Origin of the sequence: Nostoc sp. NZL (assembly GCF_015714705.1) — a bacterium.
Lineage (GTDB): Bacteria > Cyanobacteriota > Cyanobacteriia > Cyanobacteriales > Nostocaceae > Nostoc > Nostoc foliaceum_A.
The window spans coordinates 1-16947 of the sequence record NZ_WBKL01000071.1 but is presented as its reverse complement, the minus strand read 5'-3'; the positions used below and the strand labels follow the sequence as shown (position 1 = coordinate 16947).

Sequence of the window (16947 nt, the reverse complement as noted above, 5' to 3'; positions counted from 1 at the left end):
GACTAATGACTAATAACTAATGACTACCTACCCGCTTTTTTGTCACTTTTTCCATGACCCCTGTAGGTACGTGTCGGGGCAAATTCACCCAACTTGTGTCCCACCATTTGTTCATTTACAAAAACTGGAACGTGTTGGCGTCCGTTGTGAACAGCTATGGTATGACCTACCATTAGGGGCAAAATTGTCGAAGCTCTTGACCAAGTTTTAATAACTTCTTTTCTGTTATTGTCGTTGAGCTTTTCAATTTTCTTTAAGAGATGATCCGCAACGAAAGGACCTTTTTTTAGAGAACGACCCATAGTTCAATTTTGGATTTAGGATTTAGGAATTATGAGTGAGGAGTGAGGAGTGAGGAATTAGGAATTAGGAGTTAGATTTTACTCTCAACTTATAACTCTTAACTCATAACTCTTAACTCCTAACTCTCTAAGACTCACGACCACCGCGACCGCGTTTGGAAGACTTACGGCGACGACGCACAATCAATTTGCTGCTAAGTTTCTTGCGATTGCGGGTCTTCGCGCCCAATGTGGGTTTACCCCAAGGTGTAACAGGTCCTGATCTACCGATAGGTGCCCTACCCTCACCACCACCATGTGGGTGATCCACTGGGTTCATGACGCTACCTCTAACTTTAGGACGGCGACCTTTCCAGCGATTTCGTCCTGCTTTACCTGCACTCAGGTTTCTGGCATCGGTGTTGCCTACTTGTCCAATGGTGGCGTAGCACTCGCGTCGAATCAAGCGGACTTCTCCTGAAGGCAACTTGAGAGTGACATAATTACCTTCTTTTGCCACAACTTGAGCGCTAGCACCAGCAGCACGCACGATTTGACCACCTTTACCAGGGGTCAGTTCTACGTTGTGAACACCAGTACCCAAGGGAATCTTCGAGAGAGGTAAAGCATTACCATCTTCAAAGGGAGCTTCAGGTCCAGAAATAATTATTGTTCCAACTTTTAACCCGTTGGGATGGAGGATGTACCGCTTTTCGCCATCTTGGTAATACAAAAGGGCAATTCGGGCATTGCGGTTAGGATCGTATTCAATTGCTGCGACTTTGGCAGGAATATTGTGTTTATCCCTTTTAAAATCAATGATCCGGTAAAGTTGTTTGTGTCCGCCACCCCGGCGACGACTAGTAATCCGTCCAGTATTATTCCGACCTTTGGCGCGATGCTTCGAGGTCGTTAAGGATTTTTCTGGCTCAGTTTTTGTAATTTCCGCAAAGTCAGAAATTGTAACTTGGCGAGTGCTGGGGGTATAAGGGCGATAAGAACGAGTACCCATATTTTTAAGTGCTGAGTGCTGATAGCGTTAGCGGGGCGTTTAGCCCGTGCTGAGTGCTGAGTTATGAGTTCAGTAACTCATAACTCCTAACTCACAACTTTTTTAGACTTCTGGGAATAGGACTTGTCTAATCTTGTCTTCATCCCCAGGTGCGACGGTAACAATGGCTCGCTTATATTGGGGCTTATAACCAATAAATTTACCAACGCGCCGCTTTTTACGCGGTGGTAGGGTGGTGTTGACTTTTACAACCTTGACCTGAAATAAGTCTTCGATCGCAGCCTTGATTTCTGGCTTAGATGCCTTTGGAATTACTTCAAAGGTGTACTTATTTTGTTCCATTAGGATGGTCGCTTTCTCTGTGACGATTGGGCGACGTACTAAGTCGGCAAGGTCACGGGGGTCAAAGCTAGGCACTGTAGACCTCCTGAATTTTTTCTAGGGCTGATGCCGTAACTACAATCTTGTCAGCGTGCAGTAAATCAAAAACATTTAGCTGGTCGGCTGCAATTAGTTTTAAATTTTCAATGTTGCGGGCTGACAAATAAATGTTATCTGTATCCGCAATCTCAGACAAAATTAACAGTGACTTGCTTTCTGGTACTACTCCCCAACGGGCAAGCGCTGCCACTAATTCTTTAGTTTTAGGGCGAGATAGCTCGGTGCTAAATTCTTCTACTACTATTAAGTCTTCAATGCGGCTGACAAATGCTGTCCGCAGTGCTAAACGCCGCTCTTTGCGGTTCAACTTCAGGTTGAAGTCTCTGGGCTTTGGCCCAAAGATCACACCACCACCACGCCATAGCGGTGAACGAATAGACCCTGCACGAGCGCGACCAGTACCTTTTTGTCTCCAAGGTTTACGGCCACCGCCTCTGACTTCTGAACGAGTTTTTGTACTGGCATTTCCTTGACGAGCATTAGTCAATTGCCGTACTAAGGCGCGATGCACAATATGAGACGCTGTTTCTTCCTTGGCAACGCGCAACTCGAAGGTCGTCTCGCCGACCTGTTCTCCTTGCCAATTTTTAACTACGCTTTCAACCATCTTTGTTATTTGTCCTTTGTCATTGGTCATTTGTCATTTGTCTTTATGCCATTTGTCTTTAGCCAATGACTAATGACTAATGACGTTTGACTAATGACTTTTGACTATCCCACTACTTTTGCAGGCAAAATACTTACTAGAGCGCCTGGTTTACCAGGAATTGCTCCCTTAATAAGCAATAAGTTGCGTTCTGCATCAACTCGCACTATGGTCAATTTGCGGATTGTAATACGTTTACCACCTAAACGACCTGCCATCCGCTTACCTGGATAGACACGACCTGGTGTTGTACCAGCACCAATAGAACCCGGTGCTCTGTGGTTTTTGGAACCGTGTGACATGGGTCCACGGCCAAAGTTGTTGCGCTTCTGGTTACCCGCGAAGCCGCGACCGATGCTTGTGCCGACTACATCGACAATTTGACCCGCACTAAAAATATCTGCTTTAATCTGTTGACCTAAAGCATAATCACCAGAACTATCGGTGTGATATTCATTTAGGTGACGTAATGCTGGGGCAGATGATTTAGCCAAATGACCCAATAGTGGTCTGTTCAGTGCCTTTGGTTTAACTTCGCCAAAACCAACTTGAATGGCAAAGTAACCGTCGGTTTGTTTCGTTTTAACTTGTGTAACGGTGCATGGCCCTGCTTGAATGACAGTCACAGGAATAGCTACTCCTGCTTCGTCAAATATTTGGGTCATGCCCAGCTTGGTGCCGAGAATACCTACAGACACAGTAACTGGTTCTCCTTTCTACTTGCTGACCTTGGAATTGGACTCTAGAGGACACGTTTTGTACGCATCAGTTTAGGCTGGGTTAGCCTGCGAAATTTGGAATGGTTTAAATAAACCGCTCCAAATGCTTTCGGACACAACAAACCGTGTCCGTACTGCTTGGTGAATCTGTTTAGCTTCACTCACTAGATCACCAGAACAGCCACAAGTCCCTTCCCATTGGGAAGGAGTAACTTCTGGAATCAATGCAAGGCGCTACAGCTTTAAGCTGTGTGCAGCAATGCTTTCGTCCAAGCAATTGCTCTGGCACTTTCTGGAGGCAGCGCTGTCGGCGGGTTTTTCCGATTTTTAGACGCCCATAAGGCGGCTTCCCGGAGATTGGCTACTGCCCTGTTGCAGTTGGACTTAAGCGGTTTTTACCGCTCAGTATCCGTTAACTGAGACTGACGTAATGCCATGAAACCAACATTGCTGCTCAGTTTTTACTTCCCTAAACACCTTAAACTATTGTTTAAGATTTTGCCTGCTTTTTCAGAGGCACAGGAGTAAGTGTACCCTGGAGCTTTGGATTGGCTTTGATTCTTCGTCCATAAGCTCCAATGTTGACCTGAAAGCTTTCTTAGTTTACCAGTCTATGATCAATCTGAGTTATATTATCCAATTTGGATTGAGTTATCAGCTTTTGATACTAACACTACCTCAGAATGACAGTAAGAATGCAGCCTAATTTGCGTGTTTGGTCACAATCCAATAATATAAATTATTTATTTATGTTTGTCCAGTAATTTATAGAGTTATTTTTGGGGAGTGGGGAAGAAGCACAGGAGATGAGAGGGACAAGGAAAATAAGCATACTCAATACCCAAGGCTCAATGCCCAAAGAAAATGCTTTTAATCTCTCGGTTCAGGGTAAATAATAGAGATATCTAAGTGGGATAAGACGAAAATCTATGGCACTAATTACCACTGGCAACGGTTTAATCCGCGATCTGGAAAAATTTGGCGCTCTTGGGGTGTATGTACCTCTGGAAGGGGGTTATGAAGGTCGATATCAGCGCCGACTACGGGCAGCTGGTTATACAACCCTTCACATTACCGCTAGAGGGCTGGGCGACGTAGCTGCATATCTCACAAGAATTCATGGAGTCAGACCTCCTCATCTTGGTAAAAAAAGCACTGGTAGCGGTGCCGCAGTAGGTCATGTGTACTATTTACCACCAATTCTCAATTCTCATCTAGAACAGCTACCACCAAAGTCAAAGGGGCTGGTTTTGTGGATTATTGAAGGGCATATTCTTTCCAATGAGGAACTTGAGTATTTAACAAATTTGCCTCAGCTAGAACCACGAGTGAGAGTAGTGATTGAGAGAGGTGGCGATCGCGCCTTCCGTTGGACTTCTCTAGAAAAAACTCTGTTAGCTAGTTAGTCCTTTGTCATTAGTTATTAGTCATTTGCTCATGACTAATGACTAATGACTTAATTCAATCAACATTTCAATAATGCTGAATCGAAAAACGGCTTTCTGATTTTGAGCAAGAAATTTTAGTTCGTTGTCCACAGTGTGATGCCTACGGCGGCTGCGCCTACGCACTGGCAAAATATTGACTGTAAACTCTGAGTAATCAAATCTCAGTTCAATCAAAAGAACTACCTGTCAGCACTGTAGCCATACAAAACTTACGAATTACGAATTACGAATTAAGAATTATTTTAATCCTGTTGGTGAGCGAATTTATAACCGCCCCACAAAGAAAGAGCGATCGCAATCACCAGCAAAATCGGTATGCTGTACCAAGGAAACTGGGATAAGGGTAAATGGGCCGCTGCACGTAGTCCGATGCTGGCGTAGGTGAGTGGTAACAGGTAAACTACGACTTTGAGGGCTGCTGGTAATGTCCCAGGGTCAAAGAAGGTTGCCCCTAAGAAAGACATGGGGATAATTATAAAGTTGTTGTAGAGTCCAACTGATTCGAGCGATCGCACACTTAACCCCACAATCACCCCTAACCCAGCAAATACGGAACAATTCAGCACTACCAACAGTAAAAATAGTGGGTTGAGAAAATTCCAGTTTCCAGTCAACAGAACTGCTACCAAAATCACCGAACCAGATGTCATCAAACCTCGCACGATTCCCGCTAGCATTTTTCCGATATGCAACGCTAAGGGATGTATAGGAGTTAACAACAATTCCTCAAAGGTTTTGGTAAATAGTCTGTCTCCACAAATGGAAAATGTCGTTCCACCAAAGCTAATCGTCATCGACGATAGCGCCACCATCCCCGGTAATATAAATTCTAAATAGTTGTTATAGTTACCACTAATCCCCGAACCGGGTTTGATGGAACTACCCAAACCCAAGCCAAAAGCTAAAATATATATTAGTGGGGATATTAAGCCTGATGCAGCAACTTGCACGATTCTGACACGTAAATCTAACCAATCTCCCCAAAAAATAGTCAGACTATCAGCTAGAAAGAGTTTAAGTTGCGAAGTTTTGAACTTCTTGCTTGAAAATAACGCTCTTTGAGATCCCACTTGCTTCTAATTAGTTATTAAAACTTTCTTAAATTTTAAGTTACATTGTTTAACATATCAATTACTAGGGGTAACCAAAATTTCTAATAAGAATACGAAAAATTCGGTTAAGAAATTTATAATCACAGGTTTCCTCCGCTCATAATTTCCGCAAACTTACAAACAAAAAGCTAGATAATTCAAGTATTTTGACTGCATCATTTGTGCAAATTGAATCAAGACTATCTGAGAGATATCAAAAATATGCTATAATTGGTTAATAAAATATAGAAGTTTAAAGACAGTTACTCTGTAATTTTTATGTGAAGCAGCACAACAGTAATAACAATTCCTTAATCGGCAAATAAATAAAAATACTCACCAATTATTCAAGATGGAAACAATAGCCGACAAGGTTGAAATTCTGTCGACAAATCTAGATAAGTTCTTATTTTTATCATTTAATAAGAATACTGCTCAAAAACTTGCAGACAATTACAATCAAGAATAGGCATACTGAAATAGGGAGATAACTTTAGACCACTCCCTTCCAAATTGGCGTGAAGGTGATTAAGCAAAAATGAGACGTAAACCTACTGGTAGATCGGCTACTACTTCTAAACCCTCTATTTTCCAATCCCCAATGTTTAACCTCTTCACCATCGCAATTATGGGAGGGGTGTTGATTTTGGGAATTGGGATTGGCATTGCTTTTAGTTCTACAACCACGTTGGCTCCATCAAATGTGGCTTCCCGTGAATTCATTGACACCAAAGCACCAAACCCTGAAATTTGTGTGCAGTACGGAGCCAGCGCGATGGTGATGGACGCTAGATTGTTCGTCACTCTCAACCCCTTCAATGTCTATGTTGCCCAGCCCAGTATGCGTCCTGGATGTGTGATCCGACAAAATAACTGGGCACTTTTAGAACAACGTAAGCTGGTGACTAATGATCAGGTAAGAGATTGCAAAAATCGCCTGAATACCTTTGGATTCACAGGTAACTTGGACAGTGGCCAACCTGATATTAGGTGTATATATCAGAATGAAGCTGCTCAAAACTTCTTTACGGCTCAACCAGGAGCAGTTGGAACACCTCAGGAAACTGACAGATTTTAGAATTGGGAATGGGAAATTGAGCATTAGGCATGGGGCAAGAGGACTTGGGGACAAGGGGAAAGACTTGTTTCAAGTTCTGACCCCTTGTCTACCCCGCTTCCCCTGCTCCCTCATCTCCCCACTCTCCACTATCTATTTTTAGGTAGGGGTTGACCAAACTCTATCACCTGGGGATTTGGAACATTTGGGATTGTTGGAACTGGAAATTCCGACATACCGAAAGGAGGAATGCTATTCAAGTTGCCGGTTTGATTTGGGAAAGACGGAGGGGGAAGAATCAAACCAGGTTCTTGAGAGGGTGTATTGGGAGTTAGGGGAGGAACAGTGACAAAAGGCTGCCCTGAGTTAGTAGTAATTGTTGAGGGCAGTTCATTGGATGGAGGCGGAACTGTGAGTAAGGGTGCTTGCAGATTAGTAGTTATGGGTACTTTACTAGGCGGCTTTTGGAGTGTTTGAGGTTGTTTCTTGGGTGAAGGTGGGGAGTTTCCTGGTTTCACGGCAGTAGTTTTACCAGAAATAACCGGACGTAATACCCAGCGAGTGGAGTTTTTTCGGGAAAGGGGTTGCAGTTGTACCTGTTTAGGATTAAAAACAGTCCCTGGCGCTAAATCTAGGACAATGCGTGTGTCATTCTCATTTAGTTGAGAAACGCGAATGCTTTTAATTGCTCCAGAATAATTTTGTTGCGTGGTAACTTTGCCCAACTTAGTATTCGGTAAATCTACAACCAGACGAGAGGGTTGGGCCAGGTAAAAATAACGAGGGGTTGTGCCTCCTGAGAGGGTGATTTCAAGTTGCTGTGTCTTGGGGGAAAAACGCCAATTATCTAGCTTTGCCACTGGTGTAGCAGCAGTAGTGCAAGTTTCGAGGGCGATCGCTGCATAAAAGCCTAATATACTGACGCTAAATAGCTGCTTACCCCATTGGCAAAATTGCCTAGTCTTTAGTCCCTGATTCATTCTTTTTATCTGCTCCATAAAACCCATACAATGCGATCACATTGCTGTTTACTTCGCGCTTTAAATCCCTCTCCCCTAGTTTCCAGTCCCCACTCTCCAGTTCAATGACTGTTTTACTTCTGAGATTTTTCCTGAGCTTTTTGGGGTACAGCAGTAAATTTCAGAGTTTGTGGAATGCCATTTACGGTTAATTGACCTGTCATATTACCTTTATCCACAAGTTGCATTTGAATTGCGACTGAGTTTAGAGGATCATTTTGGGGGCGAGGAATATTACAAAGGATTGATCTACCAACTTTCCCAGATAAATTTAATTGTTGATTTCTGAAGATACCTGCCAGAGAGTGCTTTTCGTCAGTATTCGGGTTAGCGTTTGCCGGTAATACAGAGGCATTTAAGTAAATACCCGACTGCTGAATGTTTAACGTCAGAGTATCCGATTTTTCACAGTTCGGCAAATTTTCTGCCAGGGTTAGACGATACCGACCGTTAATTGGAGGAGGAGCCTTGAGATTGTTTTCCCCGTAGACGGTTACAGTTTTAAACAACAGTAGCACTGAACTTATTGCTACTCCGTAAAAAGCTAAAGATTTGAAGTTGAAATGATTCATAATCTCAACTCCTCAATGTTGGCTCTTGACTACTAACCTCAGGAAGCATAGAGGCTAGGTGAGCGGTGACTTGACTGTAGCGGCGAGTAATCAACAGGGAGGAACGACATTGGATAGCTAGTTGATCTGTATATCTTCCCAAGGTTTGGCGCTCGATACCCCAAGCGCGGCTGGTGCCAGCAATAGTTAGGTCAACAGCTTCTGAGGCTTGAATTACGGCTTGGATTGGTTCTGGGGCTTCGATAATTTTGATTTCAATGCGATCGCGTACACTGGTGGGCAATTGTTCCATCATCGTGTGCAGTTCGTAACTCAATTCTTCCCTGGCATGATTTGCTACTATCTGTAATATCTGCAACATACAAGTCTCACGATTGATTAGCAGTCTCAGAGCTAGTATTAGTGCTAAATCATCATGGATATTTGCAGAATAAGGTACTAATAAACTTTCTAATCGGTCTTTGCCTTTATCTACAAACACTGCTACATCCACTGGTGCAGTGGTAAGCATTTGTCCAACTCGTCCACCTAAACGATTACTACTAAAAGCTGGCCGATGCCAGCCCACAAGAATTAAATCAGCTTGTTCTAATGTGGCAATCTGTGCTGTTTCGCGGGCAACATTGCTGGATATCCGAACGATAGGATGCACATAGGAACGAGTTTCTGGGGGTTCGAGAGTATTAATTAATTCTTCTAGCTGCTGGCGGCGCTGGGCGATTAATCGGTCTGCTTCAACTGGGGTACTTTCAAAGGCATAGTCTTCTTCAAATTCAATCAGGCTAAGAGGGTTAACAATTGCAGGATATCGGTAATTAAGAGCGATACCTACGGCGGGCTGCGCCAACGCTACTGCCAACTGTACTAAACCTTTTTGGGTACTTGGATTAGCCACTGGCACCAAAATCCGGTAAGGATGAGGGTAAGCTTCACTTTCAGCAGAGATGTCTATACCTATTTCTGCTTCCAATTCCGGTTCGATGACATCTAACCTGATCAGCTTCTTCGGATATGTCCATTCCAGCAGTGGCGAGGTCATGAATGTAGTTACCAATGCCATAATTACCAGCATGGTAAATATTAAGGGGGAAATTACCCCTAACTCTAGACCAATATTTAGTACTATCAGTTCGGTCAAGCCGCGAGTATTCATTAACCAACCGAGTGCCGAGGCTTCCCGTTTACTAATGCCACTGACACGGGCCGCTACATAAGTGCCAACATATTTGCCTGCGATCGCCACTCCTAAAACCAACGCACACAAAAGCCACAATTCTGGACGGTTGAGCAAGCCAATCTGCGTTCGTAAACCACTGTAGGCAAAAAATATTGGTAGCAAGAAGATCAGGACAAAATCTTCGGTTTTTACTGCCAATTCCCGCACTAAATCTTCATTTTTGGGCATGGCTGCTCCCAGTAAAAATGCCCCAAAAATTAAGTGAATACCAATTAGTTCGGTAATTAGTGCTGACGCAACTACTGCCATATAAATCCCAGCTAGCAGCAATTGGCTGAGTCGTCCCGCACGAAGGTAGTGTTTGGCAAGGCGTTGGAGAAACCAACGACCGGCTGTCAACATCAAGCCGATGTAAACTATGCTGGCAATAATTGTGGGTATCGCACCAGCAAAGTCACCAGTTCTAGCTACTGCGATCGCTACTGCTAATAGACACCAAGCGGTGACATCATCCACAGCTGCACAAGTTAACGCCAACGTTCCTAAACGCGTTCCTTGTAAATTGTTTTCAGTAATGATTCGCGCCAACACTGGAAAGGCAGTAATCGACATCGCCGCCCCCAAAAACAAGGCGAAGGCGGTGAAGGATACACTTGCATTGGAAACTAGGGGATAAAGAATCACCGCTAGCAATGTTCCTAAAGAAAACGGCACCAAAATGCTGACATGAGAAGTTAAAACTGCTACTTCTAACTGACTATTGAGGTATTTTGGATTAAGTTCTAGCCCAATCAGAAACATGAAAAATATTAGTCCCACCTGAGACAAAACATTTAGAAAAGGAATAGTTTCTGGTGGAAACAAGGTAACTGCTATATCGGGAGCAACTAAACCAAATAAAGATGGGCCAAGCATAATCCCAGCGACAATCTCACCAATTACCAGCGGTTGCTTAATGGAACGGAATGCTAGCCCTACTAGCCGTGAAAGTCCAATAACAATAAGCACCTCAACCAGAACGAGAATAACTATGTGCATGGTTTCCTCAAAATTAACTATCTGGTTTCTCTAAGATGATTCTTTGTAAAGACTGGAAAATGTCAAATTTGTTAGATACGCTCAAGGGTAATTTGTGCTTTATTCTCATGTCAATTGCTGTTACGATGCAGTTGCAGCCGTAAAACATGAATTTTGATGTTTTTAGGAGTTACATCTAGAATATATTCCCAATTACCAATATCAAAAAAACTAGGTAATAGGCAGTCAGTTTGTAGTACCGCTTAAACGCCAATACAAACAATTTAGCGTTTATAGCCTGAGTCAAAGCAGATAACTTTACCCAATTTTTAGGTAATTAATTTTATTTTTAAATTTGCTTAAGTGGAAGAGTTATCATAGCTTGTTCCGTGCAACAAGAAGCTAACCAGTGGTGATGCCATAAGGGTAGTAATGACTGCCATAATAACCATGATAGTGAATAAAGTTGGGGTAATTATACCTTGCTCCAAACCAATATTGAGGATGATTAATTCCATCAAACCACGAGCATTCATCAGAGCACCGATAGTTGCAGATTCGCGCCAATTTTCCCCGGCTAATTTTGCAGCCAACATACAAGCAATACCTTTGCCAAGAATTGCGATCGCAATAATTAAGAGCGTAATTCCCCACAAAGTAGGTGTGTTTACCAATCCAATTTGAGTGTTGAGTCCAGAGAACACAAAAAATATCGGTAGCAAAAAAGAAGTAGTTAAAAACTCAGTATGTTGGCGAATTTGTTGGGCAAATTCTCCGCGTGGAGTTACTGCTCCCAGCACAAAAGCACCGAATATTGCATAGATACCTGTGACATCAGTAAACCATGCACAAAACATCAAAATTATCAACATTAAAGTCAGGGTTTGTCTGTTTACGCCTGCATCGCGTTTTGTCATGCGTGTGAACGCTCTCAGTAGAGGTTGACCGAGAAAAATTGCAAATAGCACGTAGCAAATGCCACCACCAATTGCTAATATGGCAATGCTCAGAGAATTTTTCACGCTAGCAAGTACGATCGCTAGCAAACACCAAGCAACTGCATCATCTACCGATGCTGCACCTAAAGCCAAAGTACCGAAGCGGGTTTGTGCAAGACCGCGTTCGTAAAGAATGCGAGCTAACATCGGAAAAGCCGTAATTGTCATCGAAGCGCCTAGATACAAAGCGGCTGACCAAGACGTTACTTTTGGTTGAAAGAAATCGCCATTGTGATAAAACCAAAAAGATGCGATCGCTCCTAAAATAAAAGGAGTGATAATCCCGGCAGCAGATAGCAAACTTGCACTTTTGATATGATGTTTTAAGAGTTTGGTATTGAACTCTAAACCAATTAAAAACATATAAATTGCCAATCCAATCTGGCTAATAGCATATAAAATAGACATCGATGGATTGGGTATCTTGAGTCCTACAGCAGTGATAATGGGAAGCTTAGGAAACAGCCATTGCTGAAAATCCGGTGCAATCAATCCCAAAAGTGATGGGCCTAGCATTACACCTGCAATCATTTCGCAAACAACATCGGTTTGACCAAGATAGCGGCGTCCTAAAATCGTGACGATGCGACAAGTGACTAAAATAACTGTGAGTTGCAGAAATAGCTGAATAACCAGATCAAAATTTGACATTGCACTTCCTTAATTTGCGTCTCTGCATTGAAATAGGGATTGTGAATTAGGGACTCTTTACTAGGACAATTTTGATCGGGATTCAACTCCCAACCAATGTTCATAGCGACACACATAGCTGTACGCCAATACAACATATTGCATCCAAACTAAAACCGCCATATATGATTTTTTTAATTTGCGATTTAATTGTTGATTTTTGATTACAGCAATTTTCAGGTAATTCAACCATATATTAGGGGCGCACATCTGTGCGCCCCTCCAGGTAATTACGGTTCAAATAGATCAAAAAGGCTGTAACTAACTAGGTAAAAACAAATTGAAAATTTCGATAATTTGAGGTATTACAACCACTCCCCACCCCGGAAACGCCAACGGGGAAAGATAATTCGCATCAGGCTTTGTGAACTAATAAAAACTGCTAGCCACACGACGCTATAGTGCAATAGAAAAGCTACTGGCGAAAGTTCTTCTTTAGGTAAAGGTATTGGTAAGAAGCCAAACAGTTTTATTCCACAAAACACAAACACTAACTCCCATATACCAGCTAAGAGTTGATAAGCTGCGGGCCAATCCCTATCCCAGCGCGATTTTTGGAGATAGTTATAAAGCACATCCCAACCTAAGCCAAAGATAGCGACATAACCAAGTATCCAAAAATAAACCGAGTTAGGACTAGAACCAATTAAACCAATTGCAAAGGGCAAAGACACAAGTACGCCCACCGTTGCAAGTAATAATAATCGAGTTTGCCAACGACCAAATAAAGTTGGTGTCATAGAAGTGCTGAATAAGAAATAGAAAAAGATGGATTTAAAAATTCAGCACTATTGTAGTGCTTTTTGCAAAAATGGGAGATAAAGAATATTAGGTTAGCCCAAAGCACCAAGATATTTATCTGATTACGATGGTTTAAGGTGGTAATCAAATTTAGAATGGTAAGTTACAATCGCATCCCAATTTATCACATCTTCTAGCAAAGCTTGATAACCTAGTGTATTAGGATGAAGACCATCTTCACTCAAACGTTTAAGCCGCCAATTTTCACCGCGTTCCATCCATTTCTCAAAAATATCTAAATAGGGAATCTGCCGTTTGGTACAAGCAATTCGAGTTGCTTCTTTGTAGCGGTACTGATCGGCATGATTATAATAAAAACAATCTAAAAATGGCATTTTGGCTTCATCCACTGGCACCATACCCACAAATAATACAGGACATAGTTGCTGTGCTAAATCTAGCAGAGAAGCAATTTCCTTTTCAAACAATGTAAAATCTGTGTAACTTCGGCCATCAGGACGCGCCAACCGCGCTGAGTCATTCACGCCTACTGATAAAATAATCAAGTCGGGGACACGATTTCGCAGTTCACCCCGGTGGCGGAACTCAACTTCTAGCCTTTGTGCTACTTGTTGCGTGCGATCGCCTCTTACCCCTAAATTATAAAGAACATGGCCGGCACTATCCGGCAACATCCACCATCGGCGTAGTTGCTCGATCCAGCCTCCTTTTTCCGGATCACCGAATCCATAAATTAAGCTGTCCCCCAGTGCGACAATCTTCATTGGCTGAAAGTGATTTGGTGGTACAGACAGCTGCATTGAGGAAGAAGCTAGAAATGTGTGCATTTAAGAACTATATTTTATATCTTTACAAGATTCTATACATTTCTATACCATAGATGGCTATCTTTAGTGTCCAAGCATCTATGAGGTTTCTACTTGTTGATATGGTTGCAAGGTTAATATTGCCGCAGTTCGGCAACAAGCGATATCAGCGGAAGCGTTGGCGCAGCCCGCACTTCTCTACGAGACCCTCTTGCTAGCTTGCTTCTCAAAGGAGTACGATTTAGCTCACTGATCACCGCAGGCATCGCACAAATCATTGATACTGATGAGTATGAAGTTGAAGAAGTGCTAGAAAATTGGCTAGAGTTCTTACAGCAAAAACGAATCGCCTCAGAAACCCATTACAGTCTCTATCATTCCAACTTGCGAGACTGGCTAGGTAGACAGTAAATAAAAACCTTCTGAAAAATCATCCTAAACCTCTCCATTAATGGAGAGGTTTAGAGTCTGAAGAATGGAGCTAAGCGGATTCGAACCGCTGACCCCCTCAATGCCATTGAGGTGCGCTACCAACTGCGCTATAACCCCTTAAAATCCATTATACATAATGGCTTAATTATTGGTACTTTGTCAAGCTTCTTGTAGAAACTAAATTTTTAATATCCCCTCAACCACTGGGCACTCACAACGACACTTGCAACAAATAGGTCATACAGTGCCCCATCAAAAAGTAAACTACTAACATGGCAGCAGCAGCCAGAGCAACCAATGTACCAGCCAACATTAGAGAAAATTCTTTACTCTCGTAAGCTTTTTCCATTAAGTGCAGCGACCACGCCACCAGGGCAACATCAAAAAGTAAAATAGGAAGCAACATATTTTTTAATATTTGTTAATACTTGTAAAATAATATTAACACCCTTTCAGGGAAGTGTGTCTAACCATAGATAGATGTCATTAAAGAGTAAATGATAGATTAGGAGAATGTTCTTACTGGCACGTTGCGATCGCGCAAATAATTTTTGATTTCTGCTACGCTTAATTGACCGTAATGTAACAATGATGCGAGTAATGCTGCTTCAGCTTTGCCTTCAGTTAGGGCTGTGTAAATATGTTCACAATTACCTGCACCACCAGAAGCAATGACTGGAATTTCTACAGAATTGGCAATTGCCCGTGTAATCTCAATGTCATACCCGGCTTGGGTTCCATCAGCATCCATACTTGTTACTAGCAGTTCACCGGCCCCCCGTTTTTCAACTTCTTGTGCCCACATTAGAGCATCTAAGCCTGTATTTTCCCTGCCACCCCGCACATACACATCCCAGCCTGGATTCTCCGGGTTATTTCTGCGTCTGGCATCAATAGCAACAACTATGCACTGATTACCAAAGCGATCGCTTGCTCTATTAATCAAGTCTGGATCACGCACCGCCGCAGAATTAATACTAACCTTATCTGCGCCCGCTCGTAACAAAGCTTTAACATTTTCTAAGGATTGAATGCCACCACCCACAGTCAATGGAATAAACACCTGTTCAGCAGTCCGGTAGACCACATCTAAAATAGTAGCTCGATCTTCATGAGTAGCTGTAATATCCAGAAATACTAACTCATCCGCACCGGCTTCATTGTAAACCTTGGCCAGCTCTACCGGATCGCCTGCATCTTGGAGATTTACAAAGTTAACTCCTTTTACAACCCGTCCCGCCTTCACATCTAAGCACGGTAAGATTCTTTTAGATAACATAATAACTTTTGTACTTCTGGGTAATTGACCGGAATTTAAATTTTAAATTGGCGCGGGTATTTCCAAACGAAAATTTTTACACCCCTTGTTTTAAGCATGTATTGCAAGATGGGGCATTGGTAATTCTTTTTCCCTCTGCTCCCCCGGCCTCCGCCAGTCCCTAGTCCCCTTAAAAGTAGATAGCTGAATTATGGCGATAATCTCCTCGAAAAAACAGCCTCCAGAACCCAACGGAGAACCAAAGCAGCGTCGGGAGTCCGCGAAAGCACCGTCCACAGAAAATATTTTGAAGCCTGAAGCCGCTATTGATGAACAAGAACAGCAGGAAGAAGGAATTCGACCGCACCGATTTGCCGATTATATTGGGCAAAAAGATTTAAAGGATGTGCTAGATATTGCCATCAAAGCAGCCAAGTCTCGTGGTGAGGTGCTAGATCACTTGCTCCTGTATGGGCCGCCGGGATTGGGCAAAACCACAATGGCAATGATTTTAGCATCGGAAATGGGGGTAAATTACAAAATTACCAGTGCGCCAGCCCTAGAACGTCCACGGGATATTGTAGGACTACTGGTGAACCTTAAGCCTGGGGATATTTTATTTGTGGATGAAATTCATCGCCTCTCGCGGATGACGGAGGAAATTCTCTATCCGGCGATGGAAGATTATCGCTTAGATATTACTATTGGTAAGGGTTCCAGCGCTCGGATTAGAAGTTTGCCGCTATCAAAGTTTACTCTAGTGGGAGCTACAACCCGTGTGGGTGCTTTAACTTCACCACTGCGCGATCGCTTTGGTTTAATTCAAAAACTCCGATTTTACGAAGTTGATGAACTGACTAAAATTGTACTGCGAACCGCTCAATTACTCAAAACCCCTGTTACAGAAGCTGGTGCCACAGAAATTGCCCGTCGGTCACGCGGAACGCCACGGATTGCTAACAGGCTACTTAAAAGAGTCCGTGATTATGCTGAAGTGAAGATATCTGGTGAGATCAATGAAATCATTGCATCTGAAGCATTGCAACTATTCCAAGTAGATCCCTGCGGTTTAGATTGGACAGACCGCCAGATGCTGAGTGTAATAATTGAACAATTTAACGGTGGGCCAGTGGGTTTGGAAACAATGGCAGCAGCAACGGGTGAAGATACCCAAACAATTGAAGAGGTGTACGAACCTTACCTCATGCAGATTGGGTATTTAACTCGGACTCATCGTGGAAGGATGGCGACTAAGGCAGCATATAAACATTTGGGGTTTACGCCGCCTAATGAACAGTTGTCATTATTGTAATTATGGGGAATAGGGAATAGGGGATGAGTCTTTAATACTCGCTGACGAGTCTTTGATACTCGTGAATGAGTCTTTGATACTCGCTGACGAGTCTTTGATATTCGTGAATGAGTCTTTGATACTCGCTGACGAGTCTTTGATACTCGTGAATGAGTCTTTGATACTCGCTGACGAGTCTTTGATATTCGTGAATGAGTCTTTGATACTCG

Annotated in this window: 18 protein-coding genes and 1 tRNA gene; 4 read left to right on the top strand and 15 right to left on the bottom strand. The window is 42.8% G+C overall.

Translation table 11 applies throughout. The annotated features are described in order from the left end of the window. Positions 1 to 23: 23 nt before the first annotated feature. The 5 genes from rpsS to rplC form a co-directional block, all read right to left on the bottom strand. Positions 24 to 302, bottom strand: a complete 279-nt coding sequence (rpsS, locus tag F8R90_RS10555) for a 30S ribosomal protein S19 (protein ID WP_012410721.1) — start codon at positions 300 to 302, stop codon at positions 24 to 26. Between the two features lie 127 nt (positions 303 to 429). Then, entirely contained in the window at positions 430 to 1293 is an 864-nt protein-coding gene (rplB, locus tag F8R90_RS10550) for a 50S ribosomal protein L2 (RefSeq protein WP_196510709.1), read from the bottom strand. A 102-nt stretch (positions 1294 to 1395) separates the two neighbouring features. After that, the gene (locus tag F8R90_RS10545) at positions 1396 to 1710 is read right to left on the bottom strand and encodes a 50S ribosomal protein L23 (protein WP_069070779.1); all 315 of its coding nucleotides are present in this window, start codon (positions 1708 to 1710) and stop codon (positions 1396 to 1398) included. Further along, a complete protein-coding gene (gene rplD / locus F8R90_RS10540) occupies positions 1703 to 2341 on the bottom strand; it encodes a 50S ribosomal protein L4 (RefSeq protein ID WP_190891234.1) in 639 nt (212 codons plus the stop codon). Before rplD ends, F8R90_RS10545 begins: the two co-directional genes overlap by 8 nt. Before the next feature lie 104 nt (positions 2342 to 2445). Beyond that, the gene (gene rplC / locus F8R90_RS10535; protein ID WP_196510708.1) at positions 2446 to 3078 is read right to left on the bottom strand and encodes a 50S ribosomal protein L3; all 633 of its coding nucleotides are present in this window, start codon (positions 3076 to 3078) and stop codon (positions 2446 to 2448) included. A gap of 950 nt (positions 3079 to 4028) precedes the next feature. Between rplC and F8R90_RS10530 the strand changes: the two genes are divergently transcribed. Next, positions 4029 to 4505 (top strand): NAD(P)H-quinone oxidoreductase subunit N, encoded by a 477-nt coding sequence (locus tag F8R90_RS10530; RefSeq protein ID WP_196510707.1) that lies wholly within the window; start codon positions 4029 to 4031, stop codon positions 4503 to 4505. Positions 4506 to 4789: 284 nt separating this feature from the next. Here the strand turns inward: F8R90_RS10530 and F8R90_RS10520 are convergent, their stop codons facing one another. Continuing rightward, complete coding sequence (locus tag F8R90_RS10520) at positions 4790 to 5617, bottom strand: ABC transporter permease (RefSeq protein ID WP_196510705.1); 828 nt, start codon at positions 5615 to 5617, stop codon at positions 4790 to 4792. 559 nt (positions 5618 to 6176) lie between these two features. Between F8R90_RS10520 and F8R90_RS10515 the strand changes: the two genes are divergently transcribed. After that, a complete protein-coding gene (locus F8R90_RS10515; RefSeq protein ID WP_196510704.1) occupies positions 6177 to 6716 on the top strand; it encodes a DUF3172 domain-containing protein in 540 nt (179 codons plus the stop codon). A gap of 128 nt (positions 6717 to 6844) precedes the next feature. On the opposite strand, the gene F8R90_RS10510 is transcribed toward F8R90_RS10515, so the two are convergent. The 6 genes from F8R90_RS10510 to F8R90_RS10485 form a co-directional block, all read right to left on the bottom strand. Further along, complete coding sequence (locus F8R90_RS10510; RefSeq protein WP_196510703.1) at positions 6845 to 7675, bottom strand: AMIN domain-containing protein; 831 nt, start codon at positions 7673 to 7675, stop codon at positions 6845 to 6847. A gap of 113 nt (positions 7676 to 7788) precedes the next feature. Then, a complete protein-coding gene (locus F8R90_RS10505) occupies positions 7789 to 8286 on the bottom strand; it encodes a hypothetical protein (protein ID WP_196510702.1) in 498 nt (165 codons plus the stop codon). Positions 8287 to 8290: 4 nt separating this feature from the next. Further along, complete coding sequence (locus tag F8R90_RS10500) at positions 8291 to 10501, bottom strand: cation:proton antiporter (RefSeq protein ID WP_196510701.1); 2211 nt, start codon at positions 10499 to 10501, stop codon at positions 8291 to 8293. Positions 10502 to 10839: 338 nt separating this feature from the next. Then, positions 10840 to 12129: a cation:proton antiporter gene (locus tag F8R90_RS10495; protein WP_196510700.1), complete on the bottom strand. Its 1290-nt coding sequence runs from the start codon at positions 12127 to 12129 to the stop codon at positions 10840 to 10842. A 344-nt stretch (positions 12130 to 12473) separates the two neighbouring features. Continuing rightward, complete coding sequence (locus tag F8R90_RS10490; RefSeq protein ID WP_196510699.1) at positions 12474 to 12908, bottom strand: hypothetical protein; 435 nt, start codon at positions 12906 to 12908, stop codon at positions 12474 to 12476. Positions 12909 to 13031: 123 nt separating this feature from the next. Then, a complete protein-coding gene (locus tag F8R90_RS10485; RefSeq protein WP_196510698.1) occupies positions 13032 to 13757 on the bottom strand; it encodes a GDSL-type esterase/lipase family protein in 726 nt (241 codons plus the stop codon). A gap of 198 nt (positions 13758 to 13955) precedes the next feature. On the opposite strand from F8R90_RS10485, the gene F8R90_RS10480 reads away from it, so the two are divergent. After that, positions 13956 to 14147: a hypothetical protein gene (locus F8R90_RS10480; RefSeq protein WP_196510697.1), complete on the top strand. Its 192-nt coding sequence runs from the start codon at positions 13956 to 13958 to the stop codon at positions 14145 to 14147. A gap of 65 nt (positions 14148 to 14212) precedes the next feature. On the opposite strand, the gene F8R90_RS10475 is transcribed toward F8R90_RS10480, so the two are convergent. The 3 genes from F8R90_RS10475 to hisF form a co-directional block, all read right to left on the bottom strand. Beyond that, positions 14213 to 14285, bottom strand: a tRNA-Ala gene (locus F8R90_RS10475). 94 nt (positions 14286 to 14379) lie between these two features. Then, complete coding sequence (locus F8R90_RS10470; RefSeq protein ID WP_012410736.1) at positions 14380 to 14574, bottom strand: hypothetical protein; 195 nt, start codon at positions 14572 to 14574, stop codon at positions 14380 to 14382. Positions 14575 to 14673: 99 nt separating this feature from the next. Next, on the bottom strand, positions 14674 to 15447 hold the full coding sequence (hisF, locus tag F8R90_RS10465) for an imidazole glycerol phosphate synthase subunit HisF (protein ID WP_196510696.1): 774 nt from the start codon (positions 15445 to 15447) through the stop codon (positions 14674 to 14676). A 190-nt stretch (positions 15448 to 15637) separates the two neighbouring features. On the opposite strand from hisF, the gene ruvB reads away from it, so the two are divergent. Further along, a complete protein-coding gene (gene ruvB, locus F8R90_RS10460; protein WP_196510695.1) occupies positions 15638 to 16738 on the top strand; it encodes a Holliday junction branch migration DNA helicase RuvB in 1101 nt (366 codons plus the stop codon). Positions 16739 to 16947: the final 209 nt, after the last annotated feature.

Coding starts and splice junctions, on each gene's coding strand:
- F8R90_RS10470 (WP_012410736.1), bottom strand. CDS start 14,574: ATGTTGCTTCCTATTTTACTTTTTGATGTTGCCCTGGTGGCGTGGTCG.
- F8R90_RS10485 (WP_196510698.1), bottom strand. CDS start 13,757: ATGCACACATTTCTAGCTTCTTCCTCAATGCAGCTGTCTGTACCACCA.
- F8R90_RS10530 (WP_196510707.1), top strand. CDS start 4,029: ATGGCACTAATTACCACTGGCAACGGTTTAATCCGCGATCTGGAAAAA.
- rplD (WP_190891234.1), bottom strand. CDS start 2,341: ATGGTTGAAAGCGTAGTTAAAAATTGGCAAGGAGAACAGGTCGGCGAG.
- F8R90_RS10490 (WP_196510699.1), bottom strand. CDS start 12,908: ATGACACCAACTTTATTTGGTCGTTGGCAAACTCGATTATTATTACTT.
- F8R90_RS10505 (WP_196510702.1), bottom strand. CDS start 8,286: ATGAATCATTTCAACTTCAAATCTTTAGCTTTTTACGGAGTAGCAATA.
- hisF (WP_196510696.1), bottom strand. CDS start 15,447: ATGTTATCTAAAAGAATCTTACCGTGCTTAGATGTGAAGGCGGGACGG.
- F8R90_RS10510 (WP_196510703.1), bottom strand. CDS start 7,675: ATGAATCAGGGACTAAAGACTAGGCAATTTTGCCAATGGGGTAAGCAG.
- F8R90_RS10500 (WP_196510701.1), bottom strand. CDS start 10,501: ATGCACATAGTTATTCTCGTTCTGGTTGAGGTGCTTATTGTTATTGGA.
- rplB (WP_196510709.1), bottom strand. CDS start 1,293: ATGGGTACTCGTTCTTATCGCCCTTATACCCCCAGCACTCGCCAAGTT.
- ruvB (WP_196510695.1), top strand. CDS start 15,638: ATGGCGATAATCTCCTCGAAAAAACAGCCTCCAGAACCCAACGGAGAA.
- F8R90_RS10495 (WP_196510700.1), bottom strand. CDS start 12,129: ATGTCAAATTTTGATCTGGTTATTCAGCTATTTCTGCAACTCACAGTT.
- F8R90_RS10515 (WP_196510704.1), top strand. CDS start 6,177: ATGAGACGTAAACCTACTGGTAGATCGGCTACTACTTCTAAACCCTCT.
- rpsS (WP_012410721.1), bottom strand. CDS start 302: ATGGGTCGTTCTCTAAAAAAAGGTCCTTTCGTTGCGGATCATCTCTTA.